Genomic DNA, 25,788 nt, shown 5'->3' with positions numbered 1-25,788 from the left:
ATATCTGATTCCAACAACCAAGCCTTATCGCCTAGGCTTTCCCGAGGGAAACGCCCCTGGGTAACTTTCCTAATTTCGTCAGCTTGCCAGGAAGCCGCTGAGTTTGACCGAAATATCGACACATAGTCTGTCAACTCAAGAGGGTCCATTGAGAACCTCAATCGTATCGAGTTTCGCGGCTATCACATTACCATCCAGGGCATTAACTGATTATGGATTAACAACGCGAAACTCATGGCTTGTAGTTTTCACTCCTTGGCAAACGTACCGGATCTTTCCGGTATTCGAACCAAGTTGTCGCCCATTTTTCACGGACCGCCTTTTGGTCCTTTTTCAGACTTCCCATGCCCCAGTCGCGCGCGAAGTACTGACCATCCACGTCCCTGAGCCAGGCCTCCACTGTCGAATCAACATCATCAAGACTGCTCAGTGTGCGGTCCTTCTCATCAAGGAACTGGAAGTAGTCCGCTGCTAGTATCGTTAAACTAATTTTATTGTAGAGATTGCTACTTGTAGCCCCCCAAGCATTGTTCGCTAGCAAATCATCATCTCCAAAACGAAGACGCATCAAACTGAAAAATCGAACGAATACTTCGCGCCATGGCCCATCTGTGGCTTGCCAAATCTCAAACTGCTCCGCTGCGTCAGACCCCTCCGAAACATATTTAGAATCCGACAGAAGGCGCCGCCGCCACTTCGCCGCATAGTCGTTTTTCTGGTGAAAAAGTCGGCCGCCCTTCAGCTCTCTAAAGATTGACGTGAGACCCTTCAGAACAGTCCACGGAAGCAACCTGTTGGAGTCTTCGACGCCTGTTTGAACTAATCCTTTGAACGGACTCTCGTCTGCTCGCGTAAGGTAGGCCACCGCCTGAGAGTCTTCCAGCCCGATGCCCGCCTTGCGTAGCCGATCTGCAACAGGTTGCAACTCGGCGCGTGAAAGCGAAGTAGACACTATTGTCCCAAGCAGCGCCTTCCCTATTGGTGTCGCTTTCTGGTTGACCACTACAAATTGAAAGACATGTTCACTGGGAGACGGGTCCATCAGCAAAGAGACAGGGAGTATCCGCGAGCGTGCCGACATAATTTTGGCATGCGCGGCGTCTGGGTCCATACCTTCATTAATTGACGCAACTAGCTCGTTCTTACCATCATCCGACGCCATGGAAATTTCCGCAGCGCGAACAGCGCCGCTAAGACGGTGCTGCCCATCCACGAGCACAACTGGTTCCAAATAACCAATCATGGATTCTTTGGAAAAGCCAAACAGGCGATCAGGGCCAGGGCCTGAAATGCGCTCCAAGACACTCTTTCGCGCAACCAGCTCCTGATAAAAATCAACTAACTGCGTCTCCTCGGTGAGCAGCACCTCTGCGACATCGTCCGCGCTCTCTGCATTCGGGCTTAATTCACTACCCTCTGCCTCTGCCTCAGCCTCTGCGGAATTCTCCCCATCAAGTTCAGCGCTTTCAACCGTGTGAACTTTGGCAGCACGCACACTTAGGGTCTCGACATAACTTGCATCGATAACATGTTCCTTCAATTCCGGAACACGTTGCTCCAACTTTCGTATCACTCTAGATATGAGCTCAAGCAGAGACAGCGTTCGTAGATCCTCGCAAACAATCTCTAGTGTGCCGAAGCTTGATCCTTCATCGGCAGGATAAAACGTCACCAAACCTTCGTCCTGAAGCGCACACAGCAGCGGATTTTGAACTACGTTGCGTTGCTCGGTGAAGAATCCTGCCAGTTCCCTCACCCTGGCCGGGGTTTCTTGCCGTTGAAATCCCACCGATTCGCTGTCTTCGAGCTTCCCTCGCTGCGGTACACCCGCCCACTCCTCAATCTCAGGTGCACGCGCGCCAAACAACAGTAGTTGTCGACTGGTGGGCGTTTGCTGCATACGAAGGGCCGGATACCGGTATGTGCGTGTGGTCACAAACGCATACTACAAGGCTGTTCCGACAGCGTAGAGCCGATCGGCTCGGGCGAGCCAACGCTGGCTGCAGTACTTATAGACCCGCTGGTCAAACGTTCGGCGTGCAAGCGAAGTGGGCTCTGAATCTCGCACTGTCCGATCTTCGCTAGACCCTGTCCAACGTAACCTGTTCATCAGCGGGTGTCGGCAGGGGCTACACCCGCATTCGGGCCAACCGGTCCGTGACCTGGTCCCATTGATCAAAGTTCGATAAATGGGACCACGAAAACCTAAGGGCACCTGCGATGCGCTCCTCACTCAGTCCCATCGCAACCAAGACGTGGCTGGGTTCGTAGTTTTGCGAAGTGCACGCAGATCCATTCGAAATCGCGACTAGGTCCTTAAGCGCTACGATGGCAGCCTCGGAGTCCACCCTAGGTACCGAAAAGTTCAACACGTGAGGCATGCTTCTTTCAGCGTCTCCGTTTACTTCGATACCCAGAGGCTCTAACGACGACAACAATTCGCGTCGAATCGCTAAGACATGTTCATTGCGTTTGCCGAAGGCAACTGCTGCGCCGGCAATGGCAGTCCCGAGGCCTGCAATCAAAGCAACCGGAAGGGTGCCGGGACGTAATCCCCGTTCCTGACCACCGCCCACTATCAGAGACTTCAGCGGAGTCCGCCTGTATCCCCGGCGTCTCGCGATAAGCGCGCCTATCCCCTTCGGAGCGAAAATCTTATGACCGGAAATGCTGATGAGGTCAATTCTTTTGTGGTCAAACATATTGTGCAATTTCCCATAGGCCTGAGCACCGTCGACATGGAAGTATGCGTCCATTTGCTTAAGACCTTCCGCGATCTCGACGATTGGCTGCTTTACTCCCGTTTCATTGTTAGCAGCCATAATCGACACCAGAAGGGTATCCGATCGCACTTGATCTATCACTGCGTTATGGTCTACCCACCCGCCGGGCGTCGGTGCGATGGTACTGACCTCGAACCCCCGACGTTCAAGCTCTCGAATCGGTTCCAGTACCGCCTTATGCTCGATTTGCGAGGTGACGATATGCATTCGGCCCGAAGCACGTCCCGCCTCCTCTAAACCCAGGATTGCAAGATTATTGCTCTCGGTGGCACCGCTGGTGAAGATGACCTCGTCTGGGCTTGCGCCTGCTGGTGCCGCGACCTGCTCACGCGCCCGATTGACGCGTTCCTTAGCCCGTTGACCGTAGGTATGCGTGCGGCTGCCGGCGTTGCCGAAGTCTTCCTGGAGGTAGTGGATTACTTCTGCGAGCACCGCAGGATCGATGGGTGTCGTCGCATTGCAGTCCAAGTACACCGGAGCAGCTAAGCCTGCGTCGATCGACCGAACAGAGTTGTCGGTACCCGGAGCTATCGTCATGCCGGTGACTGTACGCGAAAATATTGCTTGGTGTTCGTTAAACTAGGCGTGTTGTTCGGATGTATAGTTCCGTACATCAGCGGCCAACGTTTGGAGAGACATGGTCAAGCAGTCAAGCTCGGTAGCTCGAAGCCCAGGCTTCGAGTACGTCTTCCCTGCCATCCGGGGTGTTCAAGCCGGGCGGGGCTACTTCGTGACGATGTGCCCCTTGAGACTAATACCGCGTCTGTTCTTGTTCGACGACGAGGAGCTCGTCCCAGAGATGCGTGCGCAGCGCACGCTCAACAAGGCGCGGGTACCGGAGATCGCTCGCTACGTGGTCGAGAACCCGGACAGCTACGTCTTCTCAGCTCTGACAGCGTCGGTCGACGCCGACGTCACGTTCGAGCCCTTCGGCGGCGGTGGACCGAACGACCGCATCGGCACGCTTACCATCCCTATGTCAGCGAAGTTCGTGATCAACGATGGCCAGCATCGCCGAGCGGCGATCCAGGAGGCTCTGAGTCAGAACCCAGACCTTGGTGACGAGACCATCGCTATCGTGATGTTCCTGGATCTCGGGCTCAAGCGTTGTCAGCAGATGTTTGCAGACCTGAACAGGTACGCCATCCGGCCCGCAAAATCGATCAGTGTGTTGTATGACCACCGAGATGACCTGTCCGCCATCACGCGCGTCGTTGTCTTCCAGTCCGACTTCTACAACGATCTGACAGAGACCGAGTCGAGCAACTTGGCAACCCGTTCGCGGAAGCTGTTCACACTGTCGGCTATGTACAGCGCAAACCGCGCACTTCTAGACGGTCTCGATGACACCAGTTTCGATCAAAAAGTCGAGATGGCTCAGGTCTTTTGGGACACCGTCTCGAAGTACATCCCCGAGTGGACTCAAGTTCGCCAACGCGAAGTCAGCGCCGGCGAAATCCGCAGGGACTTCATACACAGCCACGGCATCGTATTGCACTCACTCGGCAAGGTCGGCAACACCATCCTGCGGGACACACCTGACAAGAAGAAGTGGCCAAAGATCCTGAAGCAACTCGGAGACATCGATTGGCATCGATCGAACTCGTCCGTATGGGAGGGCCGGGCAATGTCCGGTGGTCGCGTCTCGAAGAGCGCCGGCAACGTCTTGCTGACAACAGCGCTCATCAGAAGAACCTTAGGAATTCCGTTGCCAGCCGACGAGCAGCGCGCCGAAACCGCATTTAATGGAGGAGACAAGTGACCATCAACCTACCGATCCGACCGCGATCTGCGTTCGACGACCTAGGGCTGTCGGGCACGATCGACGAGTTGGTTGAGCAAACTCAAACTCTCTACCTCGAAGACGGTATCCCCTGGGTCATCGGTTATTCAGGTGGTAAAGACTCAACCGCTGTACTGCAGCTGGTTTGGATGGCCATCGCTGGCTTAGAGCCTGAGAAGCGGACCAAGCAAATTCATGTCATCAGCACCGATACATTGGTCGAGAACCCCATCGTTGCGGCGTGGGTCACGCACTCGCTGGAGACGATCAAAGCCGCTGCCACTCAACAGGGTCTGCCGATCGAACCTCACCGTTTAACGCCTGCTGTCGCGGACACATTCTGGGTCAACTTGGCGGGTCGCGGATACCCCGCCCCACGTCCGAAGTTCCGTTGGTGCACAGAGCGACTGAAAATCAAGCCCTCCAACAGTTTTATCATCAACATGGTGAAGTCCCACGGAGAAGCAATACTGGTCCTGGGCACGCGTAAAGCTGAGAGCTCGGGTCGGTCTCATCGAATGTCCGAACTCGAATCACGTCGGGTACGAGATCTACTCAGTCCCAACGACTCTCTTCCCAACTGCCTGGTCTACTCGCCTGTTGAGAATTGGTCCAACGACGATGTATGGACTTTCCTCATGCAAACCAAGAACCCATGGGGATACTCGAACAAAGAGCTTCTCACCATGTATCAGGGTGCCTCGTCCGATGGCGAGTGCCCGCTGGTCGTCGACTCCTCAACCCCCAGCTGCGGTGATAGCCGGTTCGGTTGCTGGACATGCACACTGGTCGATAAAGACAAGTCGATGTCAGCGATGATTCAGAATGACGAAGAGAAGGAGTGGATGCTTCCACTCTTGGAGCTTCGTAACGAACTTGATGTAGCCGATGACAGACATCTCCGCGATTTTCGCCGTATGAACGGGAGCGTCCAGCTCTTCCACGACCGGACCATCCCGGGCCCGTACACGCAAGAGTCACGCGAACGATGGGTACGTAAGCTACTCGAAGCTCAGACTTGGATTCGCGCAAACGGGCCGAAGATTGTCGAAAACCTTGAGTTGGTGACACTTCCGGAGCTTGAGGAAATCCGTCGGCTGTGGGTAGTCGAGAAGCATGAGTTCGAGGACAACCTGCCCGTCATCTATCGCGAAGTGACTGGCGAGGATTTCCCTGGACGGCCACTCGACGAGCATCTCCCCCTCGGTCCAGAGACTGTCGCCATCCTCCAGGAAGTCGTGGGCGACGACAGACTACATTTCGAGCTCGTACGCGAGCTGCTCGACATCGAGCAGCGACACCGTTCACAAGCCCGCCGTGCCGGTCTCTTCGACTCTCTGACGAAGGCGATGCGCAGAGGTTTCTACGATGACGAAGACGACGCCCTTAACCGTGCCAACAAGCGTCGAGACGCAATCGAACGTGAGAGCGACTCCGACACACCCAGCGATCTCGACATCGCAGCGGGGTACGTCCGCGCAGTTCCGACAGGGGCAACAGAGTGATACTCGATCAGCTGGTCTTGCAAAACGTCGGCACCTTCGCGGCGAGACACAAGATCGAACTCACGCCGAAGTCATCGACCAAGCCAATTATTTTGGTAGGGGGATTAAATGGTGCTGGCAAGACGACCATTTTGGAGGCAATTCACCTTGCGTTCTACGGAACGCTGGCCCAATCGACAGGGCGTCGAACCGGAAGCTACGAAAACTACCTCCGTAGCCTGGTGCACCGCGGTGCCGCTCACGGCTCGACTTCAGCGGTAGAGCTCGAATTTCGAGCCAACCAGCAAGGAATCGAGCACAGATACCGCGTGATGCGTTCGTGGGAGGGATCGAAAGACCCCGTACGCGAACGCCTCGAAGTGGAAGTGGACGGGGTTGCGGACAAGGCCCTGACCTCGACGTGGGGCGAACACGTCGAAACCTTCCTGCCACGCGGTATCGCGGGTCTGTTCTTCTTCGACGGTGAGCAAATCGAGGCCCTGGCCGACATGCAAAAATCGCGCGAAGTACTCGGATCGGCGTTGTCCACTTTGTTGGGACTCGATCTGGTCGAGCGACTCGCTACCGATCTGGCCGTTTTGAGACGCCGGCACCGAATGAATCAGATACCTGAAGCCCTCAAGGCCAAAGTGGCAGAGAAAAAGGACGCGGCGTCGAACTCTCGACAGGTAGAAGAGACCACTGTCGAGTCGCTGGCATCCGCCAGGGTCGAGTTAGAGCGCGCGGAGAAGCTTCACTTTGAGCTCACCGAGCGATATCGGTCGACCGGAGGTGAACTGCTCGACAAACGTGTCGCCACCGAAAGTTCCGCGGAGCTGCACCGAGAATCTCTCGACCAGATCGAGGCTGAACTGCGAGAGGAAGCCGCCGATGTCGCTCCTTTACTTCAGATCAGCGACCTACTCAAGGGGCTGGAACGGCAAAGCCTGGCGGAAGTCAATGCTTCAAATCAGCGAATAGTCGCAGACGCTCTCGTTTTGCGGGATCAGGCGATCGTCGACATGCTCTCGACTGCCAGCGTCGACACCTCTGCCTTGGACACCATCGCCCTGTACATGTCAGAAGATCGCACACGTCGAGAAGCCGAAGGAACGGTCCCTCAAGTCACCGGCCTTCAGAGCCCATCGAGTATCGCGTTCTTGAGAGAATCAGCGCTGCCGGCGGCCCGCAGAAGGCTGGCATCGCTTCTTGAGCGTCGACGCGCGACACGTGCCGAGCTGGATCAGCTCGAACGCGTTCTGGTCGCCATGCCTGATCCTGAGTCCCTTCAGGAACTGAAGGGTGACTTGAACGACGCTTCCTCTGACCTTGTGCGTAAGCAAGCGACTCTTCAAATGGTCCAGGAAGCACTCACATCAACCAGAGCAGACAGAGTCAAAGCTGATGCAGCGTACGAGAGTGAACTAGACCGTCTCGCACACGCCGAGCTATCCACGGATGACGACACTCGGATCGTCACTCACGTAGACAAGGTCAAGGAAACCCTCGAGTCTCTTCGTGGTGCCGCCACGCGCCGATACCTGGGAAGGATTGGGGAGCTAGTCCTCGAAGCGCTGCAACGACTACTTCGCAAAGAGTCCCTCGTGGCTTCCGTGAACATCGACCCCGATACCTACACAGTCGAACTTGAGGGGAGAGACGGGAACGTACTTCCCGCCAACCAGATGTCTGCTGGCGAACGTCAGCTACTCGCGGTCTCGCTGCTCTGGGGCTTGGCGCGGGCGTCCGGACAACCACTACCTGTTGTCGTCGACACGCCGCTGGGCAGGCTGGACGGATCCCATCGGGGCCACTTGGTCGACCGGTACTTCCCGTATGCAAGCCATCAAGTCATCCTCTTGTCGACGGACACTGAGATCGACGAAATTACCTATGCGCGAATCAAAAAATTCGTGGGCCGCGCGTACAGACTCGATTTTGACCAGGCAACGAACTCCACGTCCGTGCTGCCCGGCTACTTCTGGGAGTAACTAAAGTGCCACTCGAACATGTTCGCTTGTCCCAAACCGCCCGCGACCAACTAGTAACACTCAAACGGCGTACCAAGATCGAGCATTGGAACGTTCTCTGCAGGTGGGCTCTATGCCGCTCCCTAGCCGAGCCGGCGGTGCCCCCCGCCATCCGACTCGTTACCGACAGCAGCGTTGAAATGACATGGAAGGTGTTCGCAGGTTCTCATGGAGACACGCTGTGGGCGCTAATGAGATACAGATGCCATCAAGATGGACTGCCGCTCGACGAGGACACTGTTGCCAACTATTTCCGATTGCATCTTCACCGGGGAATCGGATACTTGATTGGTGACACCCGTTCTTCGGACATCGGGGGGCTGGTCAAGCTTGCGCTGACAGAGTAGGTCATTGGTATGCATCTGGAGAACGTTGCTAGGCACAGGACCGCCATGGCGCGAACAGCCCTGTCCAGGCCTGTAGAAACCGCCCTTGCGGACCACATCCTCACCGCAGGTATGTCGTTCTTCGACTACGGGTGCGGGCGGGGGGACGATCTTCGCGGCTTGACTGCTTTGGGTTACCAGGCATCCGGCTGGGACCCTGGCCATCGTCCTGAGGCAGTCAGATCTTATGCAGACGTGGTCAACTTAGGGTTCGTAGTCAACGTGATCGAAAACCCCGCTGAGCGGCTAGACACAGTCAGGTCCGCCTGGGGGCTTGCGCGGCGAGTTCTGATCGTCTCCGGGCGACTCGTCTGGGAGGCACGACATCTAATAGGCCGTCGCTTTGCCGACGGGATAATTACACAGTCTGGAACATTTCAAAAATTCTACGAACAAAACGAATTGTCGAACTGGATTGAACAGGCGCTGGGCGAGAAGCCCGTCGCCGCGGCTCCCGGTATTTTCTACGTTTTCAGGGACGAAGTAGATGAACAACAATTCCTATCCAACCGAGTGCACACGTACCGTCCACGCGTGCAGATTGACCCTCACGTCACATACGAGCAGAACAGCGAGCTGCTTAAACCCTTGTTCGAATTCATGTCTCGGCATGGCCGCTACCCGAAGAATGGCGAACTTGAACTCGATCATGAGCAGAACATAAAAAAGCAATTTCAGACGCTCGGCCGCGCAATGAATTTGATATACAAGGTCACGGAAGATGGATACTGGGATCGGGTTCGATCGCAGTGCAAAAGCGAGCTCGTTGTCTACGCCGCCCTCTCGCGATTCGGCCGTAGACCCAAATTCAGCAGCCTAGGAAAAACTTTGCAGCGCGACATAAAAACTCATTTCAATACCTATCGAGAAGTCACCACCCTCGGCGATCGCCTCCTCGCCTCCTCGGGCAACACGACGTTGATACTGATGTCAGCTCGCAGCTCAAGGGTCGGGAAACAAACACCCTCAGCACTCTATATTCATCGTAACGCCATAGCGGAGCTACCTCCACTGCTTCAGGTCTACGAGGGGTGCGCGCGGGTCCTGTCTGGGAATATCCCGCGGGCCAATATGATCAAGCTTTCGGTCCTCAAACCACAGATATCTTTCCTGACCTATCCCGATTTTGAAGCCAACGCACATCCGACACTCGCGAGTGCAGTGACTGTCAACCTGCGGGATCTCTCTGTGGATTGGAGGGACTACACCCGATCAACCAATCCCCCACTCCTTCATCGAAAGGAAGAATTTGTGAGTGCCGACGACCCGAGACGCGCGCTCTACCAGAAATTGACCGCCTCCGAGGTGCGGGCAGGACTGTACGAGCGCCCCGAGCAGATCGGCACGCTCGATGGATGGCGACGAACATTGGAACTGAAGTCGAAGATTGTCCGAGGACACCGCTTGTTCAGTCAATAGATGCACATCTCTCGACGCCCCACCCACCACCTACGTTCCCGCGAGAAGGTCTTCTATGCTTGCCGGCCCAGCAATTTCTTCGCCCGACAAAGCCTCGTTCACCAATGAGCTCACCACTAAATCGACCGGGTGACTTCGCGTGTTCATCAGTTCCTGAATGTATTCCAGTCCACCGTGTACATACCGCTCAAATATCTCAACACGCTCTTGTAGGCGCGAGTTATCCAAGATCTCTGCATCGTCGACGCCCTCGCCTGCCATCCGTGAACGAATCGCAAGCATGGACACCAAGGCATCACTAAACGCAGGTACGGTCAGGGTCTCATATCGAATCGGGTCCCCAGCAGCCTCGCCGACCGGAGCGGATCGATCGGCCTTGAACCCAACACTAGCGGCAAATAGCAAGACATCACGCATGGTCGGAAAAAACGCTTCATGACGCATTTCTTGAATCAGCGCTTCGTACTGACGAGGCCGACGAACTCGTACATCAAAACTTGTTGTCATGATCCAATCTCCTCAAAAGTCGAAAAATTCGCTGAAGCTCCAGAGCGGATATAGCTATGATTCGAACCATCGATCTCGAGGTCCTCCGAGACGTCACGAGTCGAACTGGAGTTCATTACAACCACCCCTAGGTTACTCACGTGCGAGCGGAGCTCCTTGATCACGTCACCGAGCCCCTGGCTCTTACTCACCAACACCACCAGCTGAGGTGCCATGCGCGCCAGAGCCCGAGCGACCTCCTTCTGGTAGTTGCGATCCAGGGAACCGAATGCGGCATCCATCACGATCGGGTAGCTCCCGGAACCTTCAGACGAATCTCCCTCAGCTCTACCCTCGGTGGGAATCTGACGGGCTAGCTTCGACACAGCAGCGACAAACGAAACGCTCAGAATCTGATTCTCACCGGTCGACTTCGGAACCTCCATCTCCACGCCATCGACATCTTGGTACAACGTCAGCTCGAAGTCTGAACTCAGTCGGGGCGTGTATGGCTTAACAGATATTCCGCGAAATATGTCTTGAAGCTCTAGCTCCAATCGACGGCGCATCTCCGTCGATCGAATCTCTCGAATCTCTTCAAGCGCTTTCTGGACGCCCTGAACGAGATTTACCCGATCGCGGGCCTTACTCGCATGCTCATCCTTGAGCTCAGCTTGCGACAGCTGACTTTTGAGTGATTCCAGACCCGAGGAGAGATCCTGCATTCGGCTTCGTTCGACGGAACTGCCGCTGACACAACGTTCGATTCGGCGATCGAGATCGAGTCGCTTTGCCGACAGAGCTTTGACGTCCTCCAGTTCCGAGTCCGCAAGCTGGCCAGCTAGCTCCGAAACCCTCGCCTCGAGCCGACTCACGTTTTCTTCAGCGTCGTCTACCCGAATCGTCGCCTCTGCCATTGCAGATCGCAAAGCGTCGCGAGCAGCCTTCATTTCCGGCAACTTGCCATTGAGTTCTTGCCAAGCTGTCTCGACGGCTTGCAGGCCAGCCCGTTGCCGCCACTCCTCGACGCTAGAGCGGGAGGGGGATCCGATCTCGAGCGGCGCGCCGCAAATGCACTTGTCGTGCTTGAGAAGCTCGTCTACGAATTCGCGCTTCAAAGGAGCCGGCAGAGCTCCTTTGCGATACAGCGAAGAAGCAACTAGGGAGGTTGTTTCCACAATTTCGCCAGTGAACGCCAGAAATCCCCGGGTGGCGATCAATTGCCCAAGAGCTTCGCGTGCGGCCTCACGCTCCAACCTGAACCGTTCGAGTTCACCCTCTGCATTATTCCGTTCACGTTGCACGTGCGCTACGCTTTCGTGCTTGCTCAATACTTCGATGACGCTGTCACGTTCTGCCCTGTAGCTCTCGACTTCTTGATCAGCCGCTATAACCGCCGCCTCGTGTCGATCCAGCTGATCTTCCGCTTCGTCAATCTTCTGCTGAAGTTCGCTAGCGACCTCACCACCACGGTCTCTTACAGCCGCAGAGAGCTTTCGTGACACTTTGGGCAGGTGCTCGATTGCGCGTTCGACGTGTTTGATATTCAGCAAGGCCTTGATATCCTGCTGTATCTCAGCGTACGAACCTTTTTGCACCAGCTTCTCGATTCGTTCTCCGTTAAAGAAGAAAAATCTACTGATGCCTTCGGGAAGAATTGACGATACCATCTCCTGCGGGGCTCTCACCTCGCTTGACATTCCGGAGGCATCGATAATCGAGAGCGTTAGCTCCGGGTTCGACGATCCTGGCTGATCGTCTGATTCCTTAACCAAATCGGCGTGGCGCACCAAACGGTAGGCCCGTCCTCCGTGGTCGAAGCCGAGTTCAACCGCTACGGTCACGGCGGAGCCACTAGGCGCTGCTCTCCACACGGTGTCTGTTGCGAGCCTCTGCTGTACCTCAACGTCCTCGGACATCGACCCATATAAGGCCCATGTGAACGCATTTAGAAGCGTCGTCTTTCCTGAGCCATTGGCGCCGAAAAAGAGGCTGACCGGCTTCTCTACCGTCGAACTGAGATTGAGCCTCTGCAAACCTTTGAACTGCCGAAAGTTCTTCAGTTCGATATATTGCAACTTCATGGAATTATCTCCTTCACTGCAAGCAGTATCTCATCGGTAGGCTGCGCGGCGCGTAAATGCAACTTGGATCGCTCTATTTCCAGAACACGCTTTGCGAGCTTTCTCTCCACTGAACTTAACTCCTGCAGCACTTCCTGCTCGGTGCGATTCGACATGTTGCAATCACCCTTCCTGTGAGATAGATCGACATCAAAGATCCATCAACCGATACTGCATCTTGATCGGGCGGAGAACTTCAAGAGTTTCGTGATAGTTCTCCGATATTTTGGCGAACTCATTTACACGTGCCAATTCACGGACCATCAAATTACGTTCGACCGTGAAATCTATCGGCGTTCCCGCAGGCGGGGTCGCGATGTAATCGTAGATTGTTGCTCGCGTCTTTCCTTCCGCGCGCCTTAAAAGCCTTCCCCGTCTCTGTATGAATTGCCGAGGGTTAGTACTGCTAGCCAGCAGATATCCAATTTTGGCGTCAGGAATGTCGACGCCCTCGTCCAGACACCTCATCGCCACCAGTACCCGCAAATCGTCACCACCGCTGAATCGCTCGATGAGTTCCGCACGCAACCGACGGGGCGTTTCCGACGTGTAGGTGTGCGCATGTAGACCCATCTCGCCTCCCACCATAGACATAACCTCGCTGATCTGCCGCTGTCCGGTGCCCTCGTCGTCGTCCATATCTCGAGGCGACGAACCCTCAGCACAGTAAATCAGCTGAAACCACTCATTCCGCATGTCGTCCACATCTTGGTGCAAAGCCTCGATTTTCCCTAGAGCGTGCCCTAGAACGGCTGACCTCTTTCGCAGTAGTGCGCCGAGCGGCGAACTAGTGTCAACCGAATCCGTCGACTGACCGGCCCGCAACATTCTTCCGATTTTCGTCGTAATTTCGGCATAAAAACTGTATTCTTCCGGCCTCAATTCGACCAGCCGCGGATGGTAGACGTACGGACAGAGAGCTTTCAGCTCATATATTGCCTTCTCAATGCCGAGCTCGTAAGCGACTGGACCAAAGTAATCGAGAAGACCTTCGGTACCTTCGTCGTCGAACCACCGCTCAGGCGTGGCAGACAACGCAAGTCTGTAGGCTGCGTTCTCCGGCAATAGCTTCCGATATGTAGCCGATCCAAGGTTGTGCGCTTCGTCGGCCACGAGCATGAGCGGAATATCGATTCTCGACAAAATCGATTGGAATTTAGCGCCGGAGAACGAAGCGTTCGTGGCGACCAATACGACAACTTGCCGACGCCCAAGGCGAGCAGAGGCGAGCCGTCGTTCTACCACCGGCAGCCAGGTATTGCTACTTTCGTAGACCCCTACGGCATCGACCCCAAACAGCTGAACGTCGTCGATCCACTGATCGACAAGCGCCTGCAGCGGGGCCACAATCAGCAGCACTAGCGGACGCTCTTTTTGATTTTCGACATTTGCAACCTGCGCGGCGGCGAAGAGAGCAGTCTTGGTCTTACCAGTGCCGGTGGCCATCTTCAACGTTCCTCGCCCCCTCTGACGAAGCCAGGCGACCATTGCATCCTTCTGATACTGCCGAGGTTGAAGACTGGCAGGCGGGCGTAAAGTTCCGGCAGAACCATCGGGGTCAGTCACCTCCGCGGTAGTCCCGGCAATAAGTGCGCTCACGCCCCTCTCCCTCGCAATTTCAACCAGGCGTTCTTTCGCTACAGCCGGGAAGTCCACGACTGTCAGATTCTCGGTCTCGTTGTTCCACAAACCGTCGAAATCAGCTTCTAGTCGAAGCGCACGCGTTCCGTCTCCGGGAATCCACCCGCGATAAACTTCCACCGACTCGAAGTTGTTGACCAATCCGCCAATTGTCTCGTTGGAGCTTCCCGTGAATGCGACAAGATCGCCAAAACGGTCACGCACTATGCCAATCTTTTCGTGGTACAGACCGATTGGAAACTGGCCGTCTACGAACGCGAGTTTGAGATCAAGGCGCTTCTGGGCAATCAGCGTCCCAATCACACTCAAACCGTCTAGTAGATCCGAACTGAGCTCATTGGTCATTTCGCGCTGAAGACTTCGCTCGATCACCAACCGCCGATCGTACCCGCGAGTAATATCTTCGACGTCGTCCGGACTGAGATGCGGGGATGCAATTATCCGTATACGACCCCCGCCGCCGACTATTGAGTCGATTCCTGACGCAAGTAGTTGCAGACTGGCAGAAGTGAAGTAACCCACTGCGCGGCTGTACGAAACCGCGTTGCATAGAAGGGGTATGTAGAAGTCCGCCACTACCCGCTTACTGTCGCTCCTGTAGCGAGATTCGATTTCAATCGAGCGGAAACCGTCACTGTTCTTGCCGCGGTCCATTCAAAAAGCCCCGGTACGATTACAGCTACGCGAAGCTGTAGCACTGGAAAATCTTGACGGCACAGTGCCGCACTTTATACCACTTATCGATGCCGAATTAGAGTTGATCATTGCACGTAGTACCTCTTCCTGTGCCGCAGCGGCCCGCGTTTGCGCCGTGTGGCTCACAGCAAGTCCAATATGTCGTCAACCGACGGTGGTATACCTTCGGACCTGCGTGTCGTTGATGGCTCCAGTTCCAAGCAATCTCGCGACTTTAGGAGTAATTCTGCTACATCGCTATCACCGCGGTCTGTATACGCGCCGATGATACTGCTGACGGGAACGTCAGGAGCCAAGCCGATCGCGGACGCCACAGCAGTTCGTACGCTTATTCCGTTCCGGTCCTCGGGTGAACCAATCAGCGCCAGCACATCGGAGAGTGGGTCTCCAGTTAGTTTTTTTATAGGTTCGACATTGAATGACGCGTCATCGTTGATAACCAGGAAAGCGTCAGTCCCCTCGGCCACATGAGGTTCGAGCAGAAATCGGCGAATAGTACCAAATGTCGGTTGTATACCCATCCAGGAGACGGCTTGGGGCCCCAGCCGGGACGAAAGCTGAACTGTCTCGCCATGGGCGATATCGAGAATGCCCGCTATCGCCCTAGGGGCGACCGAACCACTTCCTCTGTGGTGTTCTTTAGTGATGACCACGCGATAGGCCCACCCGTTGTCGCGCCGCATCAGACGGCGCGTCTCGTGCGGACGCTTCCTGACCTCTGGATCCCCCTCGGCAAGTCTCACTACGCCCGCCCGTTGCTCGAACGGTGCAGAGGATGCATATGCGGAGACACTGGAAGCGCTTACGCTGAATTTTCCAGAAATCTCATGGATGAGGTCCGCCAACTTGACCTGGCCGTTGTTCTTCGATATTTGCTCTATTATCAGCGAACGGATATTTGTGTATTTCTGCAATCCCCACTCTCGCAGAGCCCAAAGATCGCGATCAACACGATTAAACCTGCTGTCGAGCGCAAGGGCGTTACGAAGCGACGAGGCGCTTCGTGGGTGGATGAACCGATCCACCAGCTCTTGCGCGCTCAGCGCTTCCCTATGCAGTGACAGAATTGCTGCCGCGTAGTCGTTAACCGAGCTGGTCCGAGTTAACACATATTCATCTTCAACGACGTACCCGCAATACGTTAGCCAGGCGCGAGTCGTGACGTCACCTGACTCCCCGTCACAGCCAAGACCCGCTCCGGCAGCCTGGAGGCCAGCTACCCCGTAGTCGTCAACGATGGTCACAAGGTGGCTGCCTGTTGCTTCACGGACCGACGCAACGTCCGGCACTGCGCACCATCCATCCCTGACCTCAACTGCCCTGCTGAGACGCTCAAGAACCCGCCAAGCAGGCACGTTAATTCCGGGTACGGACTCGCCAAGTGCAGGCAAGAGTTGCACGATGTCGTCCATTGAGCGGACCAGACCGATCAAACCTACCCATGCATTTACAGAATCCTTCAAGAGCTCGTTTTCGGACAGCACGTCACCCAGAATGGAGCGGGCCTTCACCTCGATCTGTCGCATACGTTCCCTCGTCACCGCGAACCTACGCCCCAACGAATCAAGCGTCTCGGCTTCATCAGCAAAAACACGGCTGCAAAGCACTGCAATGGACCTGTCGTCCATTTGCGCAAGCTCGTCGCTTATTATTGATGCAAGTGTGCGAGAAGTCTGCGACGAGGCTATATCGGACACACGAATAGATTGAATACGCCTGTAAGCATCGATGATCCACTCAGGGGCCCAACTCGGCATCGCACCATTGCGTAGCGGTTCCAGATCCGAGAGACCAACTGAGTAGAACCAGCGGGAGAGCAGGGTCAGGTCGTTAGTGATAGAGCTAGCCCAACCAGACGGCAGTTGTTCAACTTGCGGCGGAATATGCGCAGTACTTCCGGGGACGACATCCACCTGGCCCGGGACCGCGTGAGCCAACGATGTGTCGGCCAATCTAAATATAATATCGGCTACAGTTGTCAGACCAACATTTCGCCAATCCAGGATTGTAGATAGTTCGAGCCCGCGAACATCATCAGTAGTCACCACGCCGTTACGGGCGAACACGTTTGCTGCGCGCGGCGTCAAACCGATGCTAGCCACGTCAAGTCCGCTAGGGAGAGCCGGGAACAATGCCCCAACAGTCCAGCTCCATTGCTTTTTCATCGCGAGCGAACTGATTTCACGGAGTCGTTCCTCCCGCGCATCCGTCCCCTCTTCTTCCACAGGACGAACCGACCACGCCGTCTCAAGACGGCCGGGGGGCTGGCCTAGCCATGGGAAGACATCAACCCAGCTCTGCGACTCCCCGGCACCGGGTTCCGCGTCGAGAACATCGTTGTCCATCAACCAGGCCCTTCACTCTGTTTTTTCGTACTGACAGGTCTAATCGCCGCAAGGCTGCCGACTGTTTCACCGCGCTCATAATTCTGCAGCCCGAACATGCTGCCACCTGCGCAGTAACTAGAAACCACGGAAGACCAGCTCTCGGTGCAGACGCGTCACCCGGAATCCCTCGCAGATGTAAACTTCGCCGTTGCCTCGATCGCTCTCTGTCGCAAATGCGCTACAGCATCAGCCGTGACACCGCACAGCTTCGACACCTGCACCACCGTTCGAGGTGGCTGGCCAGCTAAACCGAAAAGTTCGACAATCATGTGGGCCTCATCTGCAGGCAACGTCGCGGCATACCGCAGCATCACATCGATCTCACCAGATGTACCGATCGGCTCTGGCGCGTCCGTTGGCACAGCGGTCAAACTTGACGGGGCGGCAGGCGAGACCGTGGCTCTATGCTCTTGGCCTCGGGATTCAGATACTTCAGCAGCGGCAACAGGCTCGTTGGACGTCGGCTGCTTGGAGGGAACGCGCACCGGTACCGGGCTGGGTTCGACGGGTCGCGTCAACCATTCCGTCAGTAGCGCCGGGGCTTGTGCGATCGGAACATCCACTTGCTCGTCGGCAATGTCGAGCAGCTGCTCCAAGAACGCCTCGTGCGCGCCAAGCGAAGGATCTTCCATGGTCCCCGGCACGTACATGATCACGAATGCCGCTGCCCGGTCTCCGGGCTTGAGCCGCAGTATCCGGCCCATACGCTGAATCATCTGCCGACGGGAGCTGCTGCTGGCGATGATGACGCCGACATCGACGGCGGGCACGTCGATTCCCTCGTCCAACACCCTGGGTGCGACTAGGTTTGTCAGGGCTCCGCTGCGGAACTGTTGCAGCACGCGGGTTCTGGCCAGTCGATCGAGGCCGCTCGAATAGGCACTGGACTGCACGCCGTGCTCACGCAGAACGGCCGAGCCGGCCTCGGCCGACGCCTTGGTCTCGGAGAACACGATCGACCGATCCGACTTCGCCAATGCCGGTGCCAACGTCCCGAGCGCCTGAATCTTGCCCTGACAGTCCGCCAGCAACGACCGTCGCTTGCTGAATGCCGATAGGTACCGGCTGGCGAGTCGCCCTTCCGGAAGATCTCGTTGTTCCGCCAGCTTCGTCACGGTCTTCATGAACTCGCCGAAAGGCGATGCGACACAATCGTATTTAGTGATGAGACTCGTGCGCGCATCTCGTGCGATCGCATCGTGTTCCTCGAACTTGGTACGTTCTTCTGGCGTGAACTCGATGGCAACCGTCATCACGCGGACGGGAGCAAGGACGTTGTCTCTCCGCCCACGGGCAAAGTCGCATCCTGCGATAGTCGTTCGAAAGTACGGGAGGATGTGCGTGTCCACACCTTCGTCCTGACGCTCCAGCGTGGCCGTCAAACCGAGGCGATGGTCGAACCTATCGGTGAACACCCTGGCGAACCCATCGGTGCCATAGCGGTGGACTTCGTCCGCGATCATCAAGGCACCGGGACGCGGCTGAGGGGCACCCTTCATGATGGCCGACTGAATGGTGGTGATCAGAACGCTGCTATGCCGAAAGTCATCCCGATGCCCGTTCCCCCGCCTACCGACCGATACCGACGGAAGCTGCTGTTTGACCTCCGAGTGCCACTGCTCGAGGAGGTCGATGGTCGGCACAACGACAAGGACCTGCTGGTTCAGGCTCCGCGCCGATACGATCGCGGCGACACCGACACGCGTTTTACCAGTGCCGGTGACCGCTTCGACGATAGCGCGATTGCCAGCCCCTCGCCAGGCCTCGAATGCTTCCTTTTGCCAAGCCCTCAATTCCGTCATGATGCCGCGTCCTCGGGTCGTACCCATTCGGCAACGCCATTGCGTCGATGTCTACGCACGAGCTTCTTTGTGAGCTCCAAGTCAGCGAGCAGTTGCTGAGCAGCGATCGGGGTCATGCCTGTGATCAACGAGCACCGCCGCAGCGTCAGTGGCGCGTCAGTCCCGCGCCGCAGCTACCGCGATCACGCGCCCCGTCGACAACGAGGCTGCGGGCAGCGATGCCAATGCCGCCTGCACCGCGGCAGGGAGCGTTTCGATACCGACCCCCGTTGTAGCCGCGGCAGCAGGTGCTGTCGAAACGACGGGCTTTTTCGACGGTGCCCGTTTCGGCATGACTGCCGGCGAAGGACGCTTGGTTACCGGCACGCGCTTGACCGGGGCGGACCGCCGCGGGGTCGAGTATCGAGAGTCGACCCGAATCTCGCGCGACCCGTCGAACTTCGGCGGTCGTGTCTCCCCCGGCTCGAGCTCGACGACCTGAACGGCACTCGAACGGACGGGATATTTTTCCTCGATCACCGTAGGCAACGGCGCGACCACGGTATCCACAACCGGAGCAGGAGTCATCGGCTCCTCGTCAGGAGGGGCGTCCTCGTTGGAATTCGCGCTCAGTACAACCGGCTTCCAATTCGCATCCCGGCCAGCGTCGGCAATCTCAACTTCACCTGGAAGAATTCCGACCGCGTCCAGAATTTCGATGATCGGGGCGAGTGCAGTGTCAACGTCGACGACGACCTGGGACGCACGCACTCTTCCGAACGTCCACCCACACCGCTTCAAATCCATTTCTCGGCGAAGGCGCTCGACAACAACGTCTCTCGAACGCTCGCGGTCGTCATCGCACTCGATCGCGACCTTCGATGCGACACCGGTGACCACCAGATCCAGGACGAGTTCGTTGATCTCGATCGCAGAATTGACGTGGTATCCGCGATCGCGCAGGGCGACGAATACCCTTTGCGCCGTCATCGATACGAAATCACTGTGGAGGGCTTCCTCGTCGACAACCTGTGGCATCTCCGGAACCGGGACGGTCGGGGCAGCTTGAACGTAGGAGATCAACGACGTTCGCAGATCCGACGGCGAGAGATCCTCTGCTCGAACAGAATGGAACAACCACAACTGATCGCGCGCGCGGCTTGCAGCGACATTGAAACGCCGCTGCCACATCTCGTTGGTCAACGCATTGCTCGACGATCCCGCGCCGACGACCATAGACACGAACATGACGTCTCGCTCATCTCCCTGAAAATCGGGAGGTGTTCCCACTCGAAGACGCAAACTGTCCCTTTGCTCGGCAGGAACCGCCTCTGTGATCAGTGAGCGAATCAACTCGACCTGCGCACGGCTCTGCAAAACGACGACTCCGAAAGTCATCCCGTCGTAGTCAGGATCGGAGATGCACTCGCACAGTCTTTCAACGAGGCGAAGCGCTTCGACCTCGTTGATCAAGGTCGCGCTCGCCCCCGTGGTTTCTGCGCCGTCGACGTAGGTCGACATGAGCGGTTGCAGGCGCTCCGCTCCGAACTGTCGAACCGGAATCAACGGAGTGTCTCGATAGAACTGCTGCGACGACCATTCAATGATCTCCGGCATGGACCGGAAGTGCTCACGTAGCCGTACACGCTGGTTGTACCGGCTCCGGAGAAGCGAGAACAGGCTTGAGCGAGGGCTGAAATTGTTACGGATGTGCATCGGTAGATCGCCGAGGTGAGAGTCCAGACGCTCGAAGACAGTGTCGTCGGAGACCTGCTGTATTCGATCCGGTGCGCACTGCTTATCGTCGCCCACCACGATCACCCGCGGTGCGAGCCACATCAGGAACAGACTACTGATGTCCGCCTGACTCGCTTCGTCGACAATCACGACGTCGAAGACGTTCTGCTGCGCGGGAATCGAAGACAGAACCTGCCCGATCGGCATGATCCACGCCGGCACAGCACTCTGCGCTTCCTGCATGGCTGCCCGTGCTGAGGCTCGGTAACGCTGTGCGATTTTGGTATTGCCAACACCGATGTTGCTGATGCTCTCCTGGTAGGTGTGGAGCGCCTGCATCTCCCGTGACGTCATGCGCTGCAGACACTCTCGCCATGCTTTTTCGGCCGCCAGTGTCCCCGTGAGCTGCGAAATCTCTCTATCTACTTCGTCGTAGAGATCGTCCAAGTTCGATGCCTCGGGACGGATGAGATGCTGTTCAACGTGCTGGTTCACCCACCTCCACGCCCATGCGTCCTCGAAGCCGTCAGCAACAGCCACCCAGTCGGTAACGCGGTCGCTCGTGATCAGATGACGAAGTGTCGGTGCTGCTGCATCGAGATCCCGCAGCAATATGTCCATCGACAACTGTTGCTGCTGTTCGACGGTCGCGCGTGCGTATCCACGGACCGCGGCGTCGAATGCCTCGCGGTCGGCGGTGCGGAGCGCATCCGAGAGTGCGAGCGCTTCTGTGCTGTTCGCCCCACCGGTAGCAGCTTCGAAGCTATCGGCGACCCTCACGAGCCGCTCCAGCGCGTCGCGTGCATTGGCGCCTGCCAGCGCCTTCTCGATATCCGACAGCAGCCCTTCCACTGCGTCGAGCGTTCGTAGTGCCACCCGGTCTTCGAGCTCATCCGAGATTTTTGCAATCCGCTCGACGAGATCCTGCACCAGCGCCACGTTGCGCACGGCAGCGTCCACCTCGTTGATACGCGCCGCGCGACTCTCTCGGCCCGGAAGGCGAATACCGATGTCCGCCAATAACGATGCGGCCTCGTCTACCGAACGAAGCGCACGAATATGTTCTGCAACAAGGCGGTACGCATGGCCTCCTTGCGCCGGAACGCCATCGACTGTGGCCGTTATGGCCAGTTCGTCGACCGCGGTCTGCTCCTTCGGCGTCCGCAACCACCGAAGGGTGTCGAACCGTCCTTCTGTGTAGAGACGCGCGGCGGCGTCGTACGTCTCCAGAGCAACGAGATCGGCTCTGTCGACGACCACATTCGCTGTACCGACCAATGCGTCGGCGGATTTCGCATCGTCGAGCAGGGTTGACGCCTCTCGTGCCCTCGTCCACAGGTAACCGAGCGAACCGGACAACACACCGTCCAGCACGACACGGAGGTCCCCATCCAGCTGCGTGTAGCGCGCAAGAACCTGACGAGACAATGCTGCCAGTCGGCGCAGTTCCGCCGTCGGGACATCAGCGAGTGCAGATACCGAAGCCCGACTGCTTGCAGTGTCGCACAGTCGAGTGACCACGGTCTTGCTCGGTAGCTCTGTGGACAGGTCCGGAAAAGACTGTTCTCGGCGGTCCGCTGCATGAAGCTCGCTCTCGACGAGCACCTTTGCGAGCTCAGCAAATTGCGCCGAGGCGATGGGCGGCGACTCTGTATAGAGCGGACCCGGCACCCAGGCCAGCTCTGCGGCCGACGCAGCAAGCTGCAAGGCCACTCCCGACAGGGTTCCCTCGTAGTGCGAGCCGAAATTCTGAACCTCGGACTCTTCGGACCTCGTAGACGTCAGCGCTTCTTCCAGGGTGTATTTCTTGTTGATCGCTCGGTAACGCTCCCCGGCGATTCTTTCGATCTTTCGGTCCGCCTGAGTGATCTCGAAGTCCACAAGCCGGCCAGCGATGACCGACACACTGTGGTCGAGTTCTTCCGATCCGCCCTTGGCAAGGTCGGTGATCGACACACACAAATCTTGCAGTTCCGACGGCAACTTGTCCCGTAGCACTCGCAATGCCTGCGACTTCTCACTCGTGACAAGAACTCGCTGACCTTGAGCAAGCAACGCGGACATCAGATTTGCGATGGTGTGGGTCTTTCCCGTTCCGGGCGGCCCTTCGACAACCACACCGGTGTCGAGTGAAAGTTTCTGCATGATGCTGGACTGCGCGCTGTTCGCGGCAAGTGGAAAAAGAACGTCTGGCGTCAGCTCTGAGGTGGGACGCGCCAGCCAGTCCAGCCGGTCTGTGGACTCGATGCTTTCAACGAGCTGTTGGAGTCCCAACGGAACGTCGGCACCGTCGTTCAACGCTGTGATCATGGCGTCGTAGTAGGAGACGAGCGCGAAGCCGGTTCGACGACGAAGCACTAGCGCAGGTGACTCACGGAGCGTCCCGCGACGCGCGGCTGGTGGAACATGATGGTCGGCGACGTACGTGATGCTGGAGATGGCCGAATTCGACCACTCCTTCAGAATGGTGGATGCAGAGCGTGCGACCGGCGAGCCCGCGATGTCGCCGAGTTTCTGTGCAAGGGATGCTGCAGACGCGGTGTGTAGACCTTTCAGCCCGAGCAGCAGTTGTCGGTCTTCGAGCCGAGGGCTACTTCCAGCCGTCAGCTTGACCAGCAGATCCCCGGTGTCCTCGTCCCGAATGACCTCGACCTGTTGAGTCACCAGGTGGGAATCGATAGGCACTCCGGATACTGTGGCCGATAGGAGTCCTGACGCCAAAACGACTTCGACCGTCTCAGGCTGTGTGTGCGACTCTTCTCGCATTCGATCGACCGACAGATACAACTCCGCCAAGGGACGCTTCTTTACGTCGTCGGTCGCCCACGTCTGCCATTCGGTAAGCCACGACCGAAACAGCACGGACTCGGCTGTACCGGCTCCGCGCGCGAGTGTCGGCGGTTCGACGGCACGGTCGACCGGACCCTGCACCGAATCGACGAGCTGTTCGGGTAGTTGCGGGGGCGGTTCGACACTGACTCGCACAACCCTGACGACCACGTCGCCTGCCGTTGCGTTGGCATTGACCTGGACGTCGCGGTCCCGTCGATAGAGCCACTCGAGCCGAGTCGTCGGCCCATAGGCTCGGACCGGTTTGGACTGAGCCGAGACCGTCTCGCGCAAGAACTCGAGCAATCGACGGACTCTTCCGCCGACCTCATCGCTGTGAACGGTCACCGCACTCCTCACTCGAACCTTGTACCGACAATCTAGCGGCAGAATCGGACAAACGTGACGGGCGGTCGGTTGGGTGGTGCCGATCTGCTGCACGAGGTTACGCACACCGGCGACGCTGAACCTGGGTCGGGCACGGCTACTCGGATTTCGACGCGGATCGCCTGGTGGGCTCAGTATGCGATCAGAGAGTTGGCAGGAAGACCGAAGTTCATTCCCCACTCAGTATGCAATCTCCCACAGCACCTGGTCATTCCATTGTTTCAACGGCCCTACGTGTGAAATCACGAAAACCAGTGGGTGCCCTTGTGGGACGAAATTCGCAGGCGCACCGCTAGTCTCCTACCATCGACTTTGCAAGAATAGGCGGGTGACAGTCGTCGCGTGGCTATAGTTATGTTTTTTTATACACCGCAATTTGCCTGCCAGAGCCGTCGTAGACGAGCCAAAAAGCCCATCCGTTTCGCAAAGGATTGATGCTTGGACTGTAGTAAGCCACAACAGCTTTGGCGGCACCACTTGGAGTCGCGAAGTCACGACCTGCCAGTGGACCGTCCAAAATAGCCACCGCGCCGATAGTCGGATACAACCGCGCCTTTGTCTTGATACCCTTGTAAACCGAGTATATTGCCACGGAGTCCTCAGTGACCACCGCTGGCGTCATGGCATCTTGCGTTTGAGACGGGGCCGGACGGAGCAAGTCTAAAAGTTCCTGCAGGTCGTCGCATTCACTTTGGAAACTGCTCACCGCGGACGCATCACTGGGTTGCTCTACTGGTTCGGACGTCGAGCCGCCGGTGCTTTGCGCTGAGTCGCCGCAAGCGATCTCCGAGACAACATCGGGCTCCGAGATCGTGGTTGCAGATGCCTTGTCGGGATTGATCGGCACGGACCGAAGGTGATCGTCAACCCTTGCCTCCGGGTCCGGCTCGAGCAGATGGCCGTAAGATTGCGTCAAATCGTCGATCGGAGGCAGCACACCGAGCGTCGACAGTTGGCGCGTGATTTTCCCGAGCGCACGTTCCTCGATGATGCGAATCCTATTGAGGCTCAGCTTTGTCGTCTTTGCCAGCTCCTCGTGCGTCCGTGGAGCGTCACCGCCGATGCCAAACCTTGCGCGGATTAGCCCTACTTCCGCGGGTTCAAGCTGATTCAGCGCACTAAGTACGTCGTCCAAGCTTCTACTGTCTTGTGCTCTCGAAAGCAACAACCGGAATGACTTCGCTGTGAGGGGTTTAAAACTTTCAATCTGTAATTGTGATGCCTCGACGGGTCTCGACAAGTCGGTACTGCTCACTTGCAGCTGTCTTGTCAGCTTAGTCTCGTTGATTCTCAGCTGTCTTGCTAGCTTAGCCGCGTCGATTCGGTGCCTTAATCGATCGTGTTGCGCTGTCGTCAGCAACGGGTTATCCCGCTTGAGGACGTCTGACGCGTCTGCAATCAACCCGGCGTCGATCAGCGCGGTAATCTTGTCAACGCGAGCTTGCTGGCGGTCAACCATGGCTCAGCGCACCGGCCGATTAAGCAACTCATCTGCACAGCCGTAACCGCGCGTAGCGCCTATCGCAACGCAGGACCAACGCGTCTGGTTTCCAAGCGAGGTTGCGATCTGCGGACCGAAGACTGTGGTCGACTCATGGCTGCTGCTGGGTAGAACCTGAAGCAAACCGAACTCCCTTCCAACTTTCTCGGTTCCCAACCTGTGTCCAGACTCGCACACGTAAACATCATTCCGCAGCCGGAAACGCACCGAGGCCGTTGCAGCACCCACTGCTTGCGCGATTGCACCTCCTCGCATGGTCGCAGTAGAAGCCTGCGCGGAATGTATTCTGCCCGTCGAGAATCGACTGGATCAACGCTCTGTTCGAGGTGCGCAGT

General features: G+C 57.1%; 14 protein-coding genes. 5 read left to right on the top strand and 9 right to left on the bottom strand.

The features are described 5' to 3' along the window. Positions 1-232: 232 nt before the first annotated feature. Together AB0362_RS19305 and dndA are read right to left on the bottom strand one after the other, a co-directional pair. The gene (locus tag AB0362_RS19305) at positions 233-1,936 is read right to left on the bottom strand and encodes a hypothetical protein (RefSeq protein WP_317533649.1); all 1,704 of its coding nucleotides are present in this window, start codon (positions 1,934-1,936) and stop codon (positions 233-235) included. A 193-nt stretch (positions 1,937-2,129) separates the two neighbouring features. Further along, entirely contained in the window at positions 2,130-3,320 is a 1,191-nt protein-coding gene (gene dndA / locus AB0362_RS19300; protein ID WP_317533650.1) for a cysteine desulfurase DndA, read from the bottom strand. 100 nt (positions 3,321-3,420) lie between these two features. Here dndA and dndB point away from each other — a divergent pair, with 100 nt between their 5' ends. Genes dndB through AB0362_RS19275 form a run of 5 tightly spaced genes read left to right on the top strand, consistent with a single transcriptional unit; the run spans position 3,421 to position 9,885 of the window. Further along, positions 3,421-4,545: a DNA sulfur modification protein DndB gene (dndB, locus tag AB0362_RS19295; RefSeq protein ID WP_317533651.1), complete on the top strand. Its 1,125-nt coding sequence runs from the start codon at positions 3,421-3,423 to the stop codon at positions 4,543-4,545. Continuing rightward, on the top strand, positions 4,542-6,071 hold the full coding sequence (gene dndC / locus AB0362_RS19290) for a DNA phosphorothioation system sulfurtransferase DndC (RefSeq protein ID WP_317533652.1): 1,530 nt from the start codon (positions 4,542-4,544) through the stop codon (positions 6,069-6,071). The genes dndB and dndC overlap by 4 nt, the downstream gene beginning before the upstream one ends. Continuing rightward, positions 6,068-8,041: a DNA sulfur modification protein DndD gene (gene dndD / locus AB0362_RS19285; protein WP_317533653.1), complete on the top strand. Its 1,974-nt coding sequence runs from the start codon at positions 6,068-6,070 to the stop codon at positions 8,039-8,041. Before dndC ends, dndD begins: the two co-directional genes overlap by 4 nt. 5 nt (positions 8,042-8,046) lie before the next feature. Continuing rightward, positions 8,047-8,427 carry a DNA sulfur modification protein DndE gene (dndE, locus tag AB0362_RS19280; protein ID WP_317533654.1) on the top strand — a complete coding sequence of 127 codons (381 nt, stop codon included), beginning with the start codon at positions 8,047-8,049 and terminating at the stop codon, positions 8,425-8,427. Positions 8,428-8,436: 9 nt separating this feature from the next. After that, positions 8,437-9,885, top strand: a complete 1,449-nt coding sequence (locus AB0362_RS19275) for a DNA phosphorothioation-associated putative methyltransferase (RefSeq protein WP_317533655.1) — start codon at positions 8,437-8,439, stop codon at positions 9,883-9,885. Between the two features lie 30 nt (positions 9,886-9,915). Here the strand turns inward: AB0362_RS19275 and AB0362_RS19270 are convergent, their stop codons facing one another. From AB0362_RS19270 to AB0362_RS19240, 7 genes are all read right to left on the bottom strand, one after another. After that, positions 9,916-10,392, bottom strand: a complete 477-nt coding sequence (locus AB0362_RS19270) for a hypothetical protein (protein ID WP_317533656.1) — start codon at positions 10,390-10,392, stop codon at positions 9,916-9,918. Next, positions 10,389-12,455, bottom strand: a complete 2,067-nt coding sequence (locus AB0362_RS19265) for an AAA family ATPase (RefSeq protein WP_317533657.1) — start codon at positions 12,453-12,455, stop codon at positions 10,389-10,391. The genes AB0362_RS19270 and AB0362_RS19265 overlap by 4 nt, the downstream gene beginning before the upstream one ends. 189 nt (positions 12,456-12,644) lie before the next feature. Continuing rightward, positions 12,645-14,507 carry a DEAD/DEAH box helicase family protein gene (locus tag AB0362_RS19260; protein ID WP_366236055.1) on the bottom strand — a complete coding sequence of 621 codons (1,863 nt, stop codon included), beginning with the start codon at positions 14,505-14,507 and terminating at the stop codon, positions 12,645-12,647. 446 nt (positions 14,508-14,953) lie between these two features. After that, positions 14,954-17,176, bottom strand: coding sequence for a sigma factor-like helix-turn-helix DNA-binding protein (locus tag AB0362_RS19255; RefSeq protein WP_317810782.1), 2,223 nt, complete (start codon positions 17,174-17,176; stop codon positions 14,954-14,956). 155 nt (positions 17,177-17,331) lie between these two features. Next, a complete protein-coding gene (locus AB0362_RS19250) occupies positions 17,332-19,020 on the bottom strand; it encodes a DEAD/DEAH box helicase (protein WP_317533659.1) in 1,689 nt (562 codons plus the stop codon). A gap of 156 nt (positions 19,021-19,176) precedes the next feature. After that, complete coding sequence (locus AB0362_RS19245; RefSeq protein WP_317533660.1) at positions 19,177-23,913, bottom strand: AAA domain-containing protein; 4,737 nt, start codon at positions 23,911-23,913, stop codon at positions 19,177-19,179. 391 nt (positions 23,914-24,304) lie between these two features. Further along, a complete protein-coding gene (locus AB0362_RS19240; RefSeq protein WP_317533661.1) occupies positions 24,305-25,411 on the bottom strand; it encodes a sigma factor-like helix-turn-helix DNA-binding protein in 1,107 nt (368 codons plus the stop codon). Positions 25,412-25,788 lie beyond the last annotated feature (377 nt).

Source organism: Rhodococcus sp. NPDC079359, assembly GCF_040702585.1.
Classification (GTDB): domain Bacteria; phylum Actinomycetota; class Actinomycetes; order Mycobacteriales; family Mycobacteriaceae; genus Rhodococcoides.
Note: the sequence above shows the minus strand (reverse complement) of the source record. Positions and strands in the feature narration are given on the sequence as shown.

Coding starts and splice junctions, on each gene's coding strand:
- AB0362_RS19255 (WP_317810782.1), bottom strand. CDS start 17,176: ATGGACAACGATGTTCTCGACGCGGAACCCGGTGCCGGGGAGTCGCAG.
- AB0362_RS19265 (WP_317533657.1), bottom strand. CDS start 12,455: ATGAAGTTGCAATATATCGAACTGAAGAACTTTCGGCAGTTCAAAGGT.
- AB0362_RS19250 (WP_317533659.1), bottom strand. CDS start 19,020: ATGACGGAATTGAGGGCTTGGCAAAAGGAAGCATTCGAGGCCTGGCGA.
- AB0362_RS19270 (WP_317533656.1), bottom strand. CDS start 10,392: ATGACAACAAGTTTTGATGTACGAGTTCGTCGGCCTCGTCAGTACGAA.
- dndB (WP_317533651.1), top strand. CDS start 3,421: ATGGTCAAGCAGTCAAGCTCGGTAGCTCGAAGCCCAGGCTTCGAGTAC.
- AB0362_RS19275 (WP_317533655.1), top strand. CDS start 8,437: ATGCATCTGGAGAACGTTGCTAGGCACAGGACCGCCATGGCGCGAACA.
- AB0362_RS19240 (WP_317533661.1), bottom strand. CDS start 25,411: ATGGTTGACCGCCAGCAAGCTCGCGTTGACAAGATTACCGCGCTGATC.
- dndA (WP_317533650.1), bottom strand. CDS start 3,320: ATGACGATAGCTCCGGGTACCGACAACTCTGTTCGGTCGATCGACGCA.